This is a genomic window from Roseateles agri (genome assembly GCF_034043675.1).
Lineage (GTDB): Bacteria > Pseudomonadota > Gammaproteobacteria > Burkholderiales > Burkholderiaceae_C > KK5.
The window spans coordinates 554,092-570,028 of sequence record NZ_JAXCLA010000003.1 but is presented as its reverse complement, the minus strand read 5'-3'; the positions used below and the strand labels follow the sequence as shown (position 1 = coordinate 570,028).

Here is a 15,937-nt window from a genome sequence, read left to right as displayed (position 1 = left end):
ATTCTTCCAGGCCCGGCCGCCCGGGGCAGCGTTTACTCGCCGGTGATCATCAGCCAGCGCCCTTCGCGGTTGCGCACGAAGCGCCCCTGGCCGAAGCCGGCCTGGTCGACCTGGAAGCCGGTCATCTTGGCGAACTGGTTGTTCATCGGGTTGTCGGTCTGGATCTCGTATTCGCAGTTGTAGCCCGGATGGGCCGGCGACTTCTCGCAGCCGATCTTGGCGAACTTGACGATGCGCGTCGGCTGCGCCGCCGCACCACCGGTCACACCGTTCTGCAGATTGATGCCCAGACACATCATCGCGTTGATCGCATTGCCGCCGCTGCCGCCACCCTGGCACTGGTCGTAAAGGCCCTTGACCCGCGCGGCTGCGTTCTCGAACTTCTGCCGCACGAGGTCGTACATCGCCTCCTCGCTGGGCTCGCCGGGGCCGGTGCTGGCGGCGACAGGCGCCGCTGCCGCGGTGGGGCGCACCGGGTTGCCGCCTGCGGCCGGTGCTGCGGGCGCGGCGGCCACCGACTGCGCGGCGCCGGCGGCGGTGGGGCGGCCCAGCGCGTCGTTGCGCTCGATCAGGCGGATGCGCTCGTCCACCGCGTTGCGCATGCCCTGGACGCTGGCCAGGCTGGCCTCGGACGGCAGCGTGTAGCGGCCCACGCTGCCCTGCGCCTCCGAGATCGTCGTCGCCTGCTGCACCGCGCGCACCAGGATCGCGCCCGAGCGCTGCAGCACGCCCTCGCGGCGCTTGCGGAAGTCCTCCTGCACCGCCGCAAGCTCCGGCGCGAGCCGGCCGCCGCTCCAGGTGGACTGGAAGCGCTGCTGCCATTGAACACCGGCCTCGAGGCCCGGCAGGCCGTCCGGGAGTCCGTCGATCTGACGGCGCTCGGCGGCAGCGGCCGCCACGGCCAGCTCCCGCTCACGGCGCTCCAGCGCCTGCAGGGCCGGGTCGTCCGCCGGCAGGGACACGCCGAGGCCGGCGCCCTGCTGCGCCAGGCTCTCGCGCAGCCGCAGCAGCTGGGGCAGCTGTTCGGGGCCATGTGCCTGGGCCACGGCCTCCTGGGCACGCTGGCGCAACAGCTCCGGCACCAGGGCCGGCGTGCTGCGCTGCCAGGCGGCCTCGAAGGCCTGCTGGGCGTCGGCACCGGCGCGCGGCAAGAGCGCACGGCTGCGCTCGCGGATGGCTTGCAGTCGGGCCAGGGTCAAGGTCTGCGCCGTGCCCTGGCCCAGTTCCGCCGCCAGCTGATCCAGCTCGGCGCGGGCGCTGGCGGCCTCCCGTTGGGCGGCCTCCTGCTGCTGGCGGCGCGCCTGCAGCGCCTGGACGATGCGGGCCTGCTGTTGCTCGTTCCACAGCGATTGCACGGTCTGCCACTCGGCCGGCGTGAACTCGCCGTTCTGCATGCAGAAGCGCGCCGTCTGCTGCTGGAAGGTGCGGAAATCCTGGAGGGTCAGCTGCTCGTAGGTCTTGCCGAAGCGCTTGGCGAATACCTCGTCCGACAGCAGGAAGCTGGTGCGCGCGTCCAGCCCTGCACCGCCGATCGGCGCCGCCGGCATGCGACGCCCGGGCGCAGGTGCAGCCGCGGCGTCCGCCGTGCCCGGCGGCTGCGGGGTACGCACCCATTCGAGCAGGCTGCGGCACTGAGCGTTGGCGGGGTTGAGCGCGTTGCGCAGCATATTGCCCAGGTTGATCTGGGCCTGCGCCGGCGCGGCGGCGATGGCAAGCGCCGCTGCGAGTGCTTGCAAGGAGGGAGCGAGGAGGGGCAGCTTCATGGTGGCGAAATGATCGCCCGGCCCTCGCCGCTGCAGGCATCGCCTGCCCGGCTCACTTAGACAAAATCGATGAAGCGACGGCGCCTGGCCCGATCCCGCTGTCAGCCGATCAGCTGCGCCGCGTGGTGCTTCAGGTGTTCGTCGACGAAGCTGGCGATGAAGTAGTAGCCGTGGTCGTAGCCCTCGTGGCGGCGCAGGGTCAGCGGCTGGCCGACGAGCGAGCAGGCTTCCTCGAAGGCGGCCGGGTGCAGCTGCTCGACCAGAAACTTGTCAGCCAGGCCCTGGTCGACCAGGATGCCGCCCGGATAGGGCACGCTGGCCTGCGCCTGCATCAGCGCGCTGGCGTCGTGGGCGGGCCAGGCATCGCGGTCCTCGCCCAGGTAGCCGGTGAAGGCCTTGACGCCCCAGGGGCACTGCATCGGCGCGCAGATCGGCGCGAAGGCGGACAGCGAGCGGAACACGCCCGGATGCCGCAGCGCCAGGGTCAGCGCACCATGGCCGCCCATCGAGTGGCCAAAGATGCCGGTGCGCTCCGCCGGCAGCGAGAACTCGCGCTGCACCAGCGGCAGCAGCTCGTACATCAGGTAGCTCTCCATGCGCCAGTGCTTGGCCCAGGGTTCTTGCGTGGCATCCAGGTAGAAGCCGGCACCGACGCCGAAGTCCCAGGCGTCCGCCTCGCCCGGCGCATTGGCGCCGCGCGGGCTGGTGTCGGGCATCAGCAGGGCCAGTCCCAGCTCGGCCGCCATCTGCTGCGCGCCGGCCTTCATCGTGAAGGTCTCCTCGGTGCAAGTCAGGCCGGCCAGATAGACCAGCAGCGCCTTGGGCTCGGGCGGCAGGAACAGCGCGAATTTCATCGGCAGGCCGATCTCGGTCGACTCGTGCCGGTAGAAGCGCTGCCAGCCGCCGAAGGCGCCGTGTTGGCTCAGTAGTTCCATGGTCTTCAACTCCTCGCAGCTGTCAGAGCTGCGCAGCATAAGCCTTGCCCGGCGCGTCGCTGGCCAGCAGGCGGTTGACCGCATTGGCGAGCATCGCCGCCTCGCGGCCGCACAGCTGCAAGCGGCGCTGCAGCCAGGGGGTCAGATCTTGCTGGCCATGCTCCGGCCAGTCGGACGACAGGGCGGAGCCGGGCGTGCGCAGCGCGGGCACGGCCTCGCCGGGCTGCAGCGCTTCGACGACGACGGGCACCGCCGCCTCCAGCGCCGCGGCGCTCACCGCCGGGTCCAGCCGGGCGACGCGGCGGTTGATCATCTGCTGCACCATGCCCAGCAGGGCCATCAGCCGGTAGCCGTGAGTCAGCAGCGCCTCGATCTCGGCCTCCGGTAGGCGCACGTGCGAGGGCTCGACGCGCGTGCGCTGCGCGGCATTCGCCACCGCCGCCAGCGCCGCGTAGGCCTGCTGGCGCGACAGGCGGGCGCCGACCTCCTGCTCGCGGGTGGACTGCCAGCGCAGCACGTTCTGCGCATGCTGGACCAGCATGCGGCGCAGCTGGTGCGTCAGCAGTTCCAGCGAGCGCCGCTCCCACCAGGGCAGCACGAAGCAGAAGGCCCAGGCCAGCATCGCGCCGACGAAGGTGTCGGCCAGCCGCTCCATCACCGCCGGGTGGCTGCCGGGCTCCAGCAGCAGCGGCTGCAGCAGCGCCATCAGCGTGGCCCCGGTGGCCGCGACCACGTAGCGCTGGTTCACGTAGGCGTGGGCAGTGCCGACGGCGCCTACGAAGATCAGGCCCAGCAGCTTGGGGTCGTCATGGAGCTGCGCCAGCGCCATCACGACGAAGCAGCCGATCACCGTACCGATGATCCGCTGGTTGCGGCGCGACAGCGTCTGCTCCAGGTTGCCGCGCAGGACCACGGCCACGCTCAGCACCAGCCAGTGCGGGTGCGCGTGCCAGGGCATCCAGTGGCCGATCACGTAAGCCACCGACAGCGCCAGCGTGAAGCGGATCGCGTGGCGCAGCACGCTGGAGTCCAGGGTCAGGTGAGCCTTCAGCGCAGCCAGTGGCCAGCCCTCGGGCGAGACGAACTGGCGCAGCTGTTCGGGCGAGAAGACGCCGGCGTCGTCGCTGCGGTCAGGCGCCGACAGGCGCGCGGTCATCGCGGCGACGTCGTCCAGCATGTAGCCGAGCCGGCCCTGCAGCGCCTGGATCAGGTGGCGGCGCGGGTCCTCGTCGTCGACGTTCGCGTCCACGGCCGCCAGCCGTTGCGCCAGCTCGCGGCGCCACAGCGCGGCCGAGAGCTGCGGCGGCTCCGCGCCGCGGTCGGTGGCGTCGGCAAGGCCGTCGAGCGCATAGGCGAGGCGGCGCTGCGTCGTGGCCAGCGTGCCGCGCCAGCCCAGGCCCGCCACGTCGTCGCCGAGGTGCTCGGTGTCGAGCCGGCTGGCCAGCAGCAGGTCGCGCAGCTCGATCAGGCCCAGCAGCAGATCGACCTGGCGGCGCGCATGAGGGGACGGGCGCGCGGCGAAGATGTGGTCGCGGGCGGCCTGCAGCGCGTCGGCGAACAGCACGTCGTCGGCGATCGAGGAGCGCGTCGTCTGCTCCTCGACCGGCACCTCGCCGGCGATGCGCGCGGCGCGCGAGCGCAGGCGCTGGGCGCAAGCCCGCATCGCGGTGGCCAGCGCCAGCTCGCGGTAGCGGCGCCGCAGCACCTGGGCGGTGAGGCGGGCCCAGAGCGCGTAGGTCAGCGCCCCGCCCAGCACCCAGCCGGCATGCTCGAAGGCATCGAGCTTCGAATCGGGCACGCCCCAGGCCATCGCGAAGATCAGCGCCAGCACCGGCGAGAAGGACAGCGGCCCGGCGCGCAGGCCCCAGGCCATCGCCATCAGGCTCAAGAAGGCGACAGCGGCGATCAGCACCGTCATCGCCGCCGGCGAGGCCCGGCACAGCCCCACCAGCAAGGTCACCAGCGCCGTGGCGACCATCGCGGGCACCAGCCGCGGCCAGCAGCGGCTGGGCGGGTTGGGCAGATCCGGCAGGCTGGTGCAGACGGCACCGCTGATCGCCGCAGCGGCCGTCAGCGGGCCGGCCAGCGCGCTGAAGCCGGTCTGGATCAGCAGCACGCCCAGCGCGACGCTGAGGCCGTTGATCTGGGTGGCCGAGAGGCCGAGGACGAAGCGCGACGGCCGCATCACGTTCAGCGCAGCGCCTCTTCCAATGCGTCGATGAACATCTTCGGGACGTCGAAGCCGGTCTGGTCGGTGATCTCCTGGAAGCAGGTCGGGCTGGTCACGTTGACCTCGGTCAGCACGTCGCCGATCACGTCCAGGCCCACCAGCAGCAGGCCGCGCGCGGCGAGGATCGGGCCCAGCGTTTCGGCGATCTCCAGGTCGCGCTCGGTGAGCGGCCGGGCCACGCCCTTGCCGCCGGCAGCGAGGTTGCCGCGGATCTCGCTGCCCTGCGGGATGCGCGCCAGGCAGAAGGGCACAGGCTTGCCGCCGATCACCAGCACGCGCTTGTCGCCGTCCTTGATCTCGGGCACGTAGCGCTGGACCATGACGGTCTCGGCGCCGCCCTTGTTGAGCGTCTCGATGATGGAGCCCAGGTTCAGGCCGTCCGGCCCAACGCGGAAGATGCCCATGCCGCCCATGCCGTCCAGCGGCTTGAGGATGATGTCGCGGTGCTCGGCGTGGAAGGCGCGGATCGCGGCGTCGCTGCGGGTCACCAGCGTCGGCGAGGTGAACTGCGGGAACTCCATGATGGCGAGCTTTTCCGGGTGGTCGCGCAGCGCCGCCGGCTTGTTGAACACCTTGGCGCCCTCGCGCTCGGCCTGGCCCAGCAGGTGGGTGGCGTAGAAGAACTCGCTGTCGAAGGGCGGATCCTTGCGCATCAGCACCGCATCCACTGTGGCCAGCACCAGGTCGGCGCTTTCCTCCACCGTGAACCAGTCGCCGCCGTGGCCGTCACCTTCGCGGCCGGTCAGCGAGACCCGGCGCGCGCCCCGGGCCGTGACCTTGCCGCCGGTCTGCCAGACCAGATCGGCCGGATGGCAGGCCCACAGCACGTGGCCCCGGCGGGCGGCCTCCCGCATCATCGAGAAGGTGGTGTCCTTGTAGGTCTTGAAGGACTCGAGCGGGTCGGCAACGAACAGCAGTTTCATGGTCATCGGAGGCATCCTCGGGTTTGGCCGCAAGTGTTGCATCAATTGCGGCCGCGGGCGACGGCCAGGGTCTAATGGCGCCATGCCTGCATTGATGATGATCGGTGTCGACATCGGCACCACCAGCACCAAGGCGGTCGTCTTCACGCTGGACGGCAAGCCGGTCTCCCACCACACGGTCGAATACCCGCTGCTGCGCCCGGAGCCGGATGCGGCGGAGCAGGATCCGGAGCTGATCTTCGCCGCCGTGCTGGACGCGCTGAAAGTCAGCGTTACTCAATGCCCGGTGACATCGCCGGAGTTCGTCTGCCTGAGCTTCAGCGCGGCGATGCACAGCCTGATCGCCGTCGATGCGCAGGGCCGCCCGCTGACGGCCAGCATCACCTGGGCCGACAACCGCGCCGCCGCGCAGGCCGCGCGCCTCAAGGCGAGCACCGCTGGCGCGGGCCTGTACCGCCGCACCGGTACACCGATCCACCCGATGTCGCCGCTGGCCAAGCTGTGCTGGCTGCGCGAGGAACGGCCGGCGGTGTTCGCTCAGGCGGCGCGCTTCGTCGGGATCAAGGAGTTCGTGTTCCACCGGCTGTTCGGCGAATGGCTCGTCGACCACTCGATCGCTTCGGCCACCGGCCTCTTCAATCTGGAAAAGCGGGACTGGGACGAGGAGGCGCTGGCCGTGGCCGGCATCCGCCGCGAACAACTGTCCCGGCTGGTGCCGACGGCGCACCGGCTGCCCTTGCCGGACCTCGGCTTCCTGCCCACCGGCACGCCGGTCGTCATCGGCGCCAACGACGGCGTGCTGTCCAACCTCGGCGTCGGCGCGATCGCGCCGGGCGAGGTGGCGGTGACGATCGGCACCAGCGGCGCGATGCGCGCGGTGGTCGACCGGCCGGTGACCGACCCGTCCGCCCGCACCTTCTGCTACGCGCTGACCGAGCGGCTGTGGGTCGTCGGCGGGCCGGTCAACAACGGCGGCATCGTGCTGCGCTGGATCCGCGACGAGCTGCTGGGCAGCGGCGAGGTCTCGTACGACGAGCTGACCCGCATCGCCGAGCGCGTGCCGGCCGGCAGCGAGGGCCTGCTGTTCCACCCCTTCCTGGCCGGCGAGCGCGCGCCGCTGTGGAATGCAGACCTGCGCGGCTCCTGGTTCGGCCTCGGGCTGCAGCACGGCCGGGCGCACATGGTCCGCTCCGCGCTGGAGGGCGTGATGCTGAACCTGCGCGGGCTGCTGCCGGCGGTGGAATCGCTGGTCGGCCCGGCGCGGCAGATCAAGGCGACCGGCGGCTTCGCCCGCTCGGGTCTGTGGCGGCAGATGATGGCCGATGTGTTCGACCGCGAAGTGGTCGTGCCCGAGAGCTTCGAAAGCTCCTGCCTCGGTGCCGCGGTGCTGGGGCTGTACGCGCTGGGCCGCATCGAGTCGCTGGACGCGGTGAACGCGATGGTCGGCGCCACGCATCGGCACGAGCCGGTGGCGGCGGATGCCGAGGTCTACCGCCAGCTGATCCCGATCTTCGACGCGCTGCCGCGCCAGCTCGGCGAACAGTACCGCCAACTGGCCGAATTTCAGCGCCGGCCCAGGCGCTGAACCAGCAGCGCCACGCTGCCCGCGACGACGCCCCAGAAGGCGGAGCCGATACCCAGCATCGACACGCCGGACAGGGTGACGAGGAAGGTCAGAATCGCCGCGTCGCGGTGCTGCTCCTCCTTCAGCGCGGCGGAGAGCCCGCCGGCGATCGTGCCCATCAGCGCCAGGCCGGCGATGGCGGCGACCAGCTCGTGCGGGAAGGCATTCAGCAGACCGACCACGGCGCCGCCGGCCAGGCCGATCGCGATGTAGAAGACCCCGGCCATCACCGAGGCCATGTAGCGCCGGGCCGGATCCTCATGCGCCTCGCGGCCCATGCAGATCGCCGCGGTGATCGCCGCCAGGTTGAACGCATAGCCGCCGAAGGGCGCCAGCAGCACCGAGGCAAGACCCGTCACCGTCAGCGATGCGGACACCGGCGTCTGGTAGCCCGAGGCGCGCTGTGCGGCCACGCCCGGCAGGTTCTGCGAAGCCATCGTGACGAGGAACAGCGGCAGCGCGACGCCGATCAAGGTGCCGACGCTGAACTCGGGCGTCGTCCACACCGGCCGCGCCCAGGACCAGTCCACCGCGCCCATCTGCAGCCGGCCCTGCAGCGCCGCCACCGCGATGCCGGCCACCAGCACGCCCGGCACCGCATAGCGCGGCCATAGCCGCTTGCCCAGCAGGTAGGCCAGCGCCATCGCCAGCACCAGCTCGGGCGCGGTCTTCACCTGCAGCACGGCATCGAGCCCGAAGCGGGTCAGCACGCCGGCCAGCAGCGCCGAGGCCACAGCCATCGGGATCTTGTCCATCACCTTCTCGAACCAGCGCGTCGCCCCGAACAGCACGATCAGCGCGCCGCAGGCGATGAAGGCGCCGACGGCCAGCGGCATCGTCACGCCATGGCTGCCGGCCAGCAGCGCCGCGCCGGGCGTGGACCATGCCGTCAGCACCGGCTGGCGCGTCCACAGCGACAGGCCCAGGCTCGTCAGGCCCATGCCGATACCCAGCGCCCACAGCCAGGAGCTGGTCTGCGCCGGCGTGGCGCCCAGCGCCTGGGCGGCCTGGAAGACGATGGCGACGGAGCTGGTGAAGCCGACCAGCACGGCGACAAAGCCGGCGACGACGGTGGACAGGGACAGGGCCTGGAGGGGCGAAGGCTTGGCAGCGGTGGTCATGCCGCCAGCATATCGGCAGCCGCCGGCTCAGCCTCCCATCAGACGTCCCCCGAGGCCTGCTGGGCGTAGGGCGCGAGGATGCGCGCCAGCGGGTCTTCGTCGGCGGCCTCCTCCGCCGGTAGCAGCGCCCGCTCCTCGATGCCGGCGAGGTGCGCGTCCATCAGCGCCACGGCCTTTTCCGCATCGCCCCGGCGCAGCGCGGCGATCAGGTCGCGATGCTCGTTGACCGCGCACTCCGACGAATGCGGCCGGCCGTGCACGGCGAGGATCAGCGAGCAGCGCGTCGCCACCTCGTCCAGGTAGCGGCGCAGCAGCGGGTTGCCGGCCATTTCGGCCAGCTTGACGTGGAACTCCCCGGCGAGCCGGATCGAGGCGGTGGGCCGGTTCGCGGCCGCGGCGGCGCGCTCCTCCTTGACGTGCGCCTCCAGCACCGAGGCGAACGCCGGCTTCCACTTGGCGATCACCAGCCGCACGGCCTCCGCCTCCAGGCAGCGGCGCATCTCGAACACGGCGCGGGCCTCCTCCAGGCTGGGGCGGGCGACGGTGGCCGTGCGCTTGTTGCCGATCTCGACCAGGCCGTCCGCGGCCAGCCGCGCCAGCGCCGCGCGCACCAGCGTGCGGCTGACGCCGAACTGCTCGGCCAGCTTGTCTTCGGGCAGGCGGGTGCCGGGCTGCAGTGCGTGCTCGACGATCGCACGGCGCAGGCCGAGGTAGGCGCCATCGGCTTTCTTGGAAAGACTCATTGCGCAGGTATACCAGATCGCTTGTGGGGCACAGCGCGCACGGCGGCGGTGCGTCGATGCGCCATCGGTGAACGCCAGGCGGGACTTTTCTGCTCAAACCGCAGGCATGCGTTTTGCATCCAAGATTGATAAGATCACGTATACAAGATTTTCCAGATCGTGCGTACTTGATCGATTCGTCCGGTCACACACCTCTGGAGCATCGCCACCATGCAACGCCGTCAGTTCATCCATCACGCCGCCGGTCTCGGCCTGGGCGCCGCCGCCCTGGGCACGGGTTCGCTCGTTCGTGCCGCCCAGGCGCCGCTGAAGATCGGCTTCATCTACTCCGGCCCGGTCGCCGACGTCGGCTGGACCTACCAGCACGACCTCGGCCGCAAGATGGTCGAGGCCGAGTTCGGTCCGAAGGTGAAGACCGTGTTCGTGGAGAACGTGCCCGAGGGGCCGGACGCCGAGCGCGTGATCCGCCAGTTGGCGGACGACGGCTGCACGATGATCTTCACGACCTCGTTCGGCTTCATGGACCCGACGATCCGCGTCGCGGCGGACTATCCTGACGTGGCCTTCGAGCACTGCTCCGGCTACAAGACCGCGGCGAACGTCGGCATCTACCAGACCCGCTTCTACGAGGGCGCCTATCTCGTCGGCATGCTGGCGGGCAAGCGCACGAAGTCCAACACCCTGGGCTATGTGGCGCCCTTCCCTATCCCCGAGGTGATCCGCAACCTGAACGCCTTCGTGCTCGGCGCGCGCGCCGTGAACCCGAAGGCGAGCGCCCGCGTCGTCTGGATCAACTCCTGGTACGACCCGCCGAAGGAGCGCGACGCCGCGCTGGCCCTGATGAACCAGGGCGCCGACGTGATGTACCAGAACACCGACTCGCCGGCCATCGTGCAGCTCGCCCAGAGCAAGGGCCTGTGGGCGATCGGCCAGGATTCGGACATGGCCCGCTTCGGCCCGAACGCGCAGCTTTCGGCCAACACGCTGAACTGGGGCGTCTACTACGTGCACAAGGTGCGCCAGCGACTGGCCGGCCAGTGGAAGCCCGAGGACACCAAGTGGGGCATGAAGGAAGGCATCGTCAAGCTCGCCGCGCTGGGGCCCTCGGTGCCGAAGGAGGTGCTGCCGCAGTTCGAGGACCGGCGCGGTGCCATCGTGGCAGGCAAGTTCCACCCCTTCGCCGGCCCGATCGCCGAGCAAGGCGGCAAGCCGCGCATCGCCTCGGGCCAGGTGCTGCCCGAGGCCGATCTGTGGCAGATGAAGTGGTACGTCGACGGCATCGTCGGCAAACAGCCCTGACCTGGGCCAACGAGGAGAGCCGATGGACATCGATTTCGGAGAACTGAGCGCCTACCAGCGCTACAAGCTGATGGCCAGCCTGATCGTGCCGCGGCCCATCGCGCTGGTGACGACGCTGGGCGAGACCGGCGTCGTCAATGCCGCGCCGTTCTCGATGTTCAACATGGTCGGCGAAGACCCGCCGCTGGTGATGATCAGCATCAACCGCGCCAACGCGCAGGGCCGGCTGAAGGACACGGCGGCCAACATCCTGCGCAGCGGCGAGTTCGTCGTGCACCTGGCAGACGAGGCGATCGCCGCGCAGATGCATGCCTGCGGCGAATCGCTGGAGCCGCATGAGAGCGAGGTGACGCACACCGGGCTCTCGTTGCGAGCCTCGCGCCACATCGCCGTGCCGTCGATCGCCGAGGCGCCGGTCGCCTTCGAATGCCTGCTGCACGAGACGCTGACGAACGAGAGCCGCTACGTGTTCTTCGGCCGCGTCGTCGGCCTGCATGCGCGCGAGGGCCTGATCGACACCGAACGCTGGCGCGTGCGGCTGCAGGACTACTTCCCGGTGGCACGCTTCGGCGCGAGCTTCTACATTCGCTCGCGCGATCGCTTCTCGATGGAGAACGGCGCCGCCGGCCACACGGCCATCGACGAGATCTGAAGGAAACCCGACCATGAACGAACAGGATCAGTTGCACATGCGCACGGCCATCGCCGCCTCCCGCCAGGCGCGCGAGCGCGGCGACATGCCCTTCGGCGCGGTGCTGGCCGCACCCGACGGCCGCGCCCTGATGACCGCCATGAACAACCAGGTCACGACCCGGGACTGCACCGGCCATGCGGAGCTGGTGCTGGTGCGCGAGGCGCAACGAACGCTGGGAGACGCCGCGCTGGCCGGCGCCACCGTCTACGCCAGCGGCGAGCCCTGCGCGATGTGCTCGGGTGCGATGTTCTGGGCCGGCATCACCCGTGTCGTCTACGCTGCGTCGACGCCGGAGATCGATGCGGCGCTGGGCGGCGCCTCGCTGGGTGCGCGCTGCGCGGACGTGCTGGCGAGGGCCGCGCCGGTCGTGAGCGTCGAAGGGCCGCTGCTGGGCGCCGAGGCTGTCGCCGTGCTCCAGGACAAGGGCTGATTGCCGGTGCACACGGCGCAGCGCAGAATCGCCGCATGTGCCGCCTGCTCGCCTACATGGGCGAACCGATCTTCCTGGATGAACTGATCTGCAAGCCGCGCCATTCGCTGGTGCGGCAATCGCTGCGCGCCGAGGAAGCCAAGGTCGTCACCAACGGCGACGGCTTCGGCATCGGCTGGTACGGCGAGCGCCCGCTGCCGGGCGTCTATCGCGAGGTGATGCCGGCCTGGTCCGACGAGAACCTGCTGGGCATCTGCGCCAGCGTCCGCTCGCCACTGTTCTTCGCCCATGTACGCGCCGCCACCGGCACCGGCATCGCGCGGCAGAACTGCCACCCGTTCCACTACGGCCCGTATCTCTTCATGCACAACGGCCAGATCGGTGGCTACAACCAGCTGCGCCGCACGATGGAGCAGCGCCTGCCCGACCACCTGTACGCGGTGCGCCGCGGCGCCACCGATTCGGAACTGCTGTTCCTGATGATCATCGACCGCATCGAGCGCGGCGAGACGGTGCCCGACGCGGTCGGCCAGGTGCTCAACGAGACGCTGGCGATGATGCAGGTGCTGCACGTCCACGAGCCGCTGCGCTTCGCCGCCGCGCTGGCCGACGGCCAGCAACTGCACGCCTTCCGCTTCTCCAGTGACAAGCTGGCGCCCACGCTGTACCTGCATCCGCGGCCGGAATCAGGCGGCCAGGTCGTGGCCTCGGAGCCGCTCGGGGACGAGCAGGAAGGCTGGGAAGCGATCGAGCCGGGGACGGTAGTGCGGGTCGATGCGCAGGGGCATCGGAGCTATCGGCTGAACTGAGCGCCGGCGTCCCGCTTCAGATCTCGACCTTCGACCCCAGCTCCACGATCCGGTTGGTCGGCAGGTGCAGGAAGTCCGCCGCGGCGGCGGCGTTGCGGTGCATGCTGGCGAAGAGCTTTTCGCGCCACAGGGCCATGCCGGTGCCGACCGTCGGGATCACGATGTCGCGCGACAGGAAATAGCTGGTCTCCATGTCGTCCAGCTGGACGCCGCGCGCTTCCAGCAGGCGTAGCGCCTCGGGCACGTCGGGCTCGTTCTTGAAGCCGAAGTGCAGGGCCACGGCCCAGCAGTCGTTGCCCAGCGCCTCGACGGACACGCGGCGCTCGAAGCCGACCCAGGGCACCTCGTGGTGCTTGACGGTGACGAACAGGTTCTGCTCGTGCAGCACCTTGTTGTGCTTGAGGTTGTGCAGCAGCGCGTTGGGCGTGACGCCGGCATCCGCCGTCAGGAAAACGGCCGTGCCGGGCACGCGCAGCGGCGGGTTGACGAACACGGCGGAGAGGAAGTCGCGCAGCTCGATCGAGTCCTCGCGCAGCTTGTCGTGCAGCTGTTTGCGGCCCTGTTTCCAGGTCAGCATGATCGTGAACATGCCGATGCCGATCAGCAGCGGGAACCAGCCGCCGGCGATCAGCTTCAGCAGGTTGGACGCGAGGAAGGTGAAGTCGATCAGGAAGAAGAAGCCGGTGATCAGGATGCAGGGCACCAGCGGGTACTTCCAGCCGAAGCGGATCACGAAGAAGGTCATCACCGTGGTGATCGTCATGTCGATCGTCACCGCGATGCCGTAGGCGCCGGCCAGCCGGCTGCTGGAGCCGAAGAAGGCGACCGCCAGCACGATGAAGGCGAACAGGCCCCAGTTGATGAAGGGCACGTAGATCTGGCCGATGTCGCGCACGCTGGTGTGCAGGATGCGCATGCGCGGCAGGATGCCCAGTTGCACCGCCTGCTTGGTGACCGAGAAGGCCGCGGTGATCAGCGCCTGCGAGGCGACGATGGCGGCGCAGGTGGCGAGCAGGAACAGCGGGACCTCGGCCCACTTGGGCGCCAGCAGGAAGAAGGGGTTCTTCACGCCCGCGGGGTTGTCCAGCAGCATCGCGCCCTGGCCGAAATAGTTCAGTACCAGCGCCGGCATCACGACGAGGTACCAGGCGATGCGGATCGGCTGCTTGCCGAAGTGGCCGAGGTCCGCGTAGAGCGCCTCGCCGCCGGTCACCACCAGCACCACCGCGCCCAGCGCGACAAAGGCAGCCATCTTGTGCGCCATCACGAAGTACAGCGCGTGGATCGGGTTGACGGCAATCAACACGTGCGGGTTCTCGGCGATGTGCGGCACGCCCAGCACCGCCAGCGCGACGAACCAGACCAGCATCACCGGCCCGAAGGCCTTGCCGATGCCGCCCGTGCCCAGGCGCTGGACGAAGAACAGGCCGAACAGCACGAGCAGCGTCAGCGGCATGATCATCTGGTCGTACTGAGGCGCGTAGACGTCGATGCCTTCGACGGCGCCGAGCACCGTCATCGCCGGCGTGATCACCGCGTCGCCGAAGAAGATGGAGGTGCCAAACAGGCCCACGCCCATCAGCACGCGGCGCAGCCGGGGCTTGTCGTTGACCGCATTGGTGGCCAGCGCCAGCATCGCGATCAGGCCGCCCTCGCCGTTGTTGTCGGCGCGCAGGATCAGCAGCACGTACTTCAGCGAGACGATGATCGTCATCGTCCAGAAGATCAGCGAGAGCACGCCCAGGATGTTGTCCTGCGAGGTCTCGATGTGGCCGCCGTGGAAGACTTCCTTCAGCGCGTACAGCGGGCTGGTGCCGATGTCGCCATAGACGACGCCCAGGGCACCGAGGGTCAAGCCCGCGAGCGCCGAAGGGCTGCGGGCCATTTTTGTTGAACTCACGTGAGCAGCGCGGCCGGATGGGGGCCGCTGAAGCCAAAACCCCGCTATTGTGCTCTTGGCATGCTGCACTGCGTCAAGAGCACGTCCCCGCGGCCCCGGGGATGACAGCTGCCGCTTACTCGTACACCTCGGCGTCCGGATCGGTCGCTTCCAGCTCGTAGCTGGCCGCAAGCATCGCCAGCCGCGCGATCACGCCGTACATGTAGAAGCGGTTCGGCGCGCTGACGCCGGGCTTCTCGCCGAAACGCGGCAGCTGCGACGATTCCGCGAAGGCCAGCGGCACGAAGCTGGAGCCGGGGGCCTTCAGGCTCTCGTCGCTGCCGCGGTCGGCATGGACGCGGTAGAAGCCGCCGACGACGTAGCGGTCCATCATGTAGACGACCGGCTCGGCCATCGCGTCGTGCACGCGCTCGTAGGTCGGCACGCCTTCCTGGACGATCACTTCCGACAGCGCCGCTTGCGCGTCCGGGCCCAGCGCGGCGATCTTCTCCGGCAGGTCCTTGGCGTCGCGAACCATCACGATGCTCTTGCCGCCGGTGCCGGCGTCGGGCTTGATGGCGACGAAGGGCTTCTCCTGGATGCCGTATTCCTTGTACTTGCGCCGCACCTTGGTGAGCATCGCGTCGGCCTGCGTCTGCAGGGCGTCCATGCTGCTGCCGTCGGCCAGGTCGAGCCCGTCCAGGTGGGTGAAGCCGGGGTTGATCAGCCAGGGGTCCATGCCCATCAGCTTGGAGAACTTCTTGGCCACTTCCTCGTAGGCGCGGAAGTGCTGGTGCTTGCGCCGCAAGGTCCAGCCGGCGTGCAGCGGCGGCAGCAGGTACTGCTCGTGCAGGTGCTCCAGCACGCGCGGAATTCCGGCCGACAGGTCGTTGTTGACCAGGATCGTGCAGGGATCGAAGTCCTTCAGGCCCAGGCGGCCGCGGTTGCGCAGCAGCGGCTCCAGGGTCAGGTGGCTGCCGTCGGGCAGGTCCAGCTGCGTCGGCTCGGTGACGGCCTGGTCCAGCGTGCCCAGGCGCACGTTCAGGCCGGCCTGGCTGAACACACGCACCAGCGTGGCGATATTGCTGAGGTAGAAGCTGTTGGTGCGGGCGCGGTTCTCGGGCACCAGCAGCAGGTTCTTGGCCTCGGGGCAGATCTTCTCGATCGCCGCCATCGCCGCCTGCACGGCCAGCGGCAGCATCGCCGGCGTCAGGTTGTTGAAACCGCCGGGGAACAGGTTGGTGTCCACCGGCGCCAGCTTGAAGCCGGCGTTGCGCAGGTCCACCGAGCTGTAGAACGGCGGCGTGTGCTCCATCCATTCGAGCCGGAACCAGCGTTCGATCGCCGGCATCGATTCGAGGATGCGCTGCTCCAGTTCGTTGATCGGGCCGGTCAGTGCGGTGATGAGGTGAGGAACCATGGACGGGGGCCGCTGCGCGAGTGGGTTATGCCGATTCTAGGTTCGCGTATCTGGGGTTGATCCGGAT

Annotated in this window: 13 protein-coding genes; 5 read left to right on the top strand and 8 right to left on the bottom strand. The window is 69.8% G+C overall.

Going from position 1 to position 15,937, the window contains the following annotated elements; genetic code table 11:
• Window positions 1-32: 32 nt before the first annotated feature.
• The 4 genes from SNE35_RS10780 to gshB form a co-directional block, all read right to left on the bottom strand.
• Complete coding sequence (locus SNE35_RS10780; protein ID WP_320422903.1) at window positions 33-1,763, bottom strand: hypothetical protein; 1,731 nt, start codon at window positions 1,761-1,763, stop codon at window positions 33-35.
• Between the two features lie 101 nt (window positions 1,764-1,864).
• The gene (fghA, locus tag SNE35_RS10775) at window positions 1,865-2,698 is read right to left on the bottom strand and encodes an S-formylglutathione hydrolase (RefSeq protein ID WP_320422902.1); all 834 of its coding nucleotides are present in this window, start codon (window positions 2,696-2,698) and stop codon (window positions 1,865-1,867) included.
• A gap of 22 nt (window positions 2,699-2,720) precedes the next feature.
• The gene (locus tag SNE35_RS10770) at window positions 2,721-4,883 is read right to left on the bottom strand and encodes an FUSC family protein (RefSeq protein ID WP_320422901.1); all 2,163 of its coding nucleotides are present in this window, start codon (window positions 4,881-4,883) and stop codon (window positions 2,721-2,723) included.
• Between the two features lie 5 nt (window positions 4,884-4,888).
• A complete protein-coding gene (gene gshB, locus SNE35_RS10765; RefSeq protein WP_320423154.1) occupies window positions 4,889-5,851 on the bottom strand; it encodes a glutathione synthase in 963 nt (320 codons plus the stop codon).
• A gap of 82 nt (window positions 5,852-5,933) precedes the next feature.
• Here gshB and gntK point away from each other — a divergent pair, with 82 nt between their 5' ends.
• Window positions 5,934-7,436 (top strand): gluconokinase, encoded by a 1,503-nt coding sequence (gene gntK, locus SNE35_RS10760; RefSeq protein WP_320422900.1) that lies wholly within the window; start codon window positions 5,934-5,936, stop codon window positions 7,434-7,436.
• Here the strand turns inward: gntK and SNE35_RS10755 are convergent.
• Entirely contained in the window at window positions 7,415-8,596 is a 1,182-nt protein-coding gene (locus tag SNE35_RS10755) for a benzoate/H(+) symporter BenE family transporter (protein WP_320422899.1), read from the bottom strand. The genes gntK and SNE35_RS10755 overlap by 22 nt on opposite strands.
• Before the next feature lie 38 nt (window positions 8,597-8,634).
• Entirely contained in the window at window positions 8,635-9,339 is a 705-nt protein-coding gene (locus tag SNE35_RS10750) for a GntR family transcriptional regulator (RefSeq protein WP_320422898.1), read from the bottom strand.
• 210 nt (window positions 9,340-9,549) lie between these two features.
• Between SNE35_RS10750 and SNE35_RS10745 the strand changes: the two genes are divergently transcribed.
• From SNE35_RS10745 to SNE35_RS10730, 4 genes are read left to right on the top strand one after another with little or no spacing between them, the layout of a single operon-like run.
• Window positions 9,550-10,638, top strand: a complete 1,089-nt coding sequence (locus tag SNE35_RS10745) for a BMP family ABC transporter substrate-binding protein (protein ID WP_320422897.1) — start codon at window positions 9,550-9,552, stop codon at window positions 10,636-10,638.
• A gap of 22 nt (window positions 10,639-10,660) precedes the next feature.
• On the top strand, window positions 10,661-11,290 hold the full coding sequence (locus tag SNE35_RS10740; protein WP_320422896.1) for a flavin reductase family protein: 630 nt from the start codon (window positions 10,661-10,663) through the stop codon (window positions 11,288-11,290).
• A 13-nt stretch (window positions 11,291-11,303) separates the two neighbouring features.
• Window positions 11,304-11,762, top strand: a complete 459-nt coding sequence (locus SNE35_RS10735; protein WP_320422895.1) for a nucleoside deaminase — start codon at window positions 11,304-11,306, stop codon at window positions 11,760-11,762.
• 35 nt (window positions 11,763-11,797) lie between these two features.
• Entirely contained in the window at window positions 11,798-12,571 is a 774-nt protein-coding gene (locus SNE35_RS10730; RefSeq protein ID WP_320422894.1) for a class II glutamine amidotransferase, read from the top strand.
• A 16-nt stretch (window positions 12,572-12,587) separates the two neighbouring features.
• Here the strand turns inward: SNE35_RS10730 and SNE35_RS10725 are convergent, their stop codons facing one another.
• The gene (locus SNE35_RS10725; RefSeq protein ID WP_320422893.1) at window positions 12,588-14,456 is read right to left on the bottom strand and encodes a potassium transporter Kup; all 1,869 of its coding nucleotides are present in this window, start codon (window positions 14,454-14,456) and stop codon (window positions 12,588-12,590) included.
• Between the two features lie 130 nt (window positions 14,457-14,586).
• Window positions 14,587-15,870, bottom strand: a complete 1,284-nt coding sequence (gshA, locus tag SNE35_RS10720) for a glutamate--cysteine ligase (RefSeq protein WP_320422892.1) — start codon at window positions 15,868-15,870, stop codon at window positions 14,587-14,589.
• Window positions 15,871-15,937: the final 67 nt, after the last annotated feature.

Excerpts from the sequence above, each read along its gene's own strand:
- gshB (WP_320423154.1), bottom strand. The coding sequence starts at position 5,851 with ATGAAACTGCTGTTCGTTGCCGACCCGCTCGAGTCCTTCAAGACCTAC.
- SNE35_RS10770 (WP_320422901.1), bottom strand. The coding sequence starts at position 4,883 with ATGCGGCCGTCGCGCTTCGTCCTCGGCCTCTCGGCCACCCAGATCAAC.
- gshA (WP_320422892.1), bottom strand. The coding sequence starts at position 15,870 with ATGGTTCCTCACCTCATCACCGCACTGACCGGCCCGATCAACGAACTG.
- SNE35_RS10755 (WP_320422899.1), bottom strand. The coding sequence starts at position 8,596 with ATGACCACCGCTGCCAAGCCTTCGCCCCTCCAGGCCCTGTCCCTGTCC.
- SNE35_RS10740 (WP_320422896.1), top strand. The coding sequence starts at position 10,661 with ATGGACATCGATTTCGGAGAACTGAGCGCCTACCAGCGCTACAAGCTG.
- SNE35_RS10725 (WP_320422893.1), bottom strand. The coding sequence starts at position 14,456 with ATGGCCCGCAGCCCTTCGGCGCTCGCGGGCTTGACCCTCGGTGCCCTG.
- SNE35_RS10735 (WP_320422895.1), top strand. The coding sequence starts at position 11,304 with ATGAACGAACAGGATCAGTTGCACATGCGCACGGCCATCGCCGCCTCC.
- SNE35_RS10750 (WP_320422898.1), bottom strand. The coding sequence starts at position 9,339 with ATGAGTCTTTCCAAGAAAGCCGATGGCGCCTACCTCGGCCTGCGCCGT.
- SNE35_RS10730 (WP_320422894.1), top strand. The coding sequence starts at position 11,798 with ATGTGCCGCCTGCTCGCCTACATGGGCGAACCGATCTTCCTGGATGAA.
- gntK (WP_320422900.1), top strand. The coding sequence starts at position 5,934 with ATGCCTGCATTGATGATGATCGGTGTCGACATCGGCACCACCAGCACC.
- fghA (WP_320422902.1), bottom strand. The coding sequence starts at position 2,698 with ATGGAACTACTGAGCCAACACGGCGCCTTCGGCGGCTGGCAGCGCTTC.
- SNE35_RS10745 (WP_320422897.1), top strand. The coding sequence starts at position 9,550 with ATGCAACGCCGTCAGTTCATCCATCACGCCGCCGGTCTCGGCCTGGGC.
- SNE35_RS10780 (WP_320422903.1), bottom strand. The coding sequence starts at position 1,763 with ATGAAGCTGCCCCTCCTCGCTCCCTCCTTGCAAGCACTCGCAGCGGCG.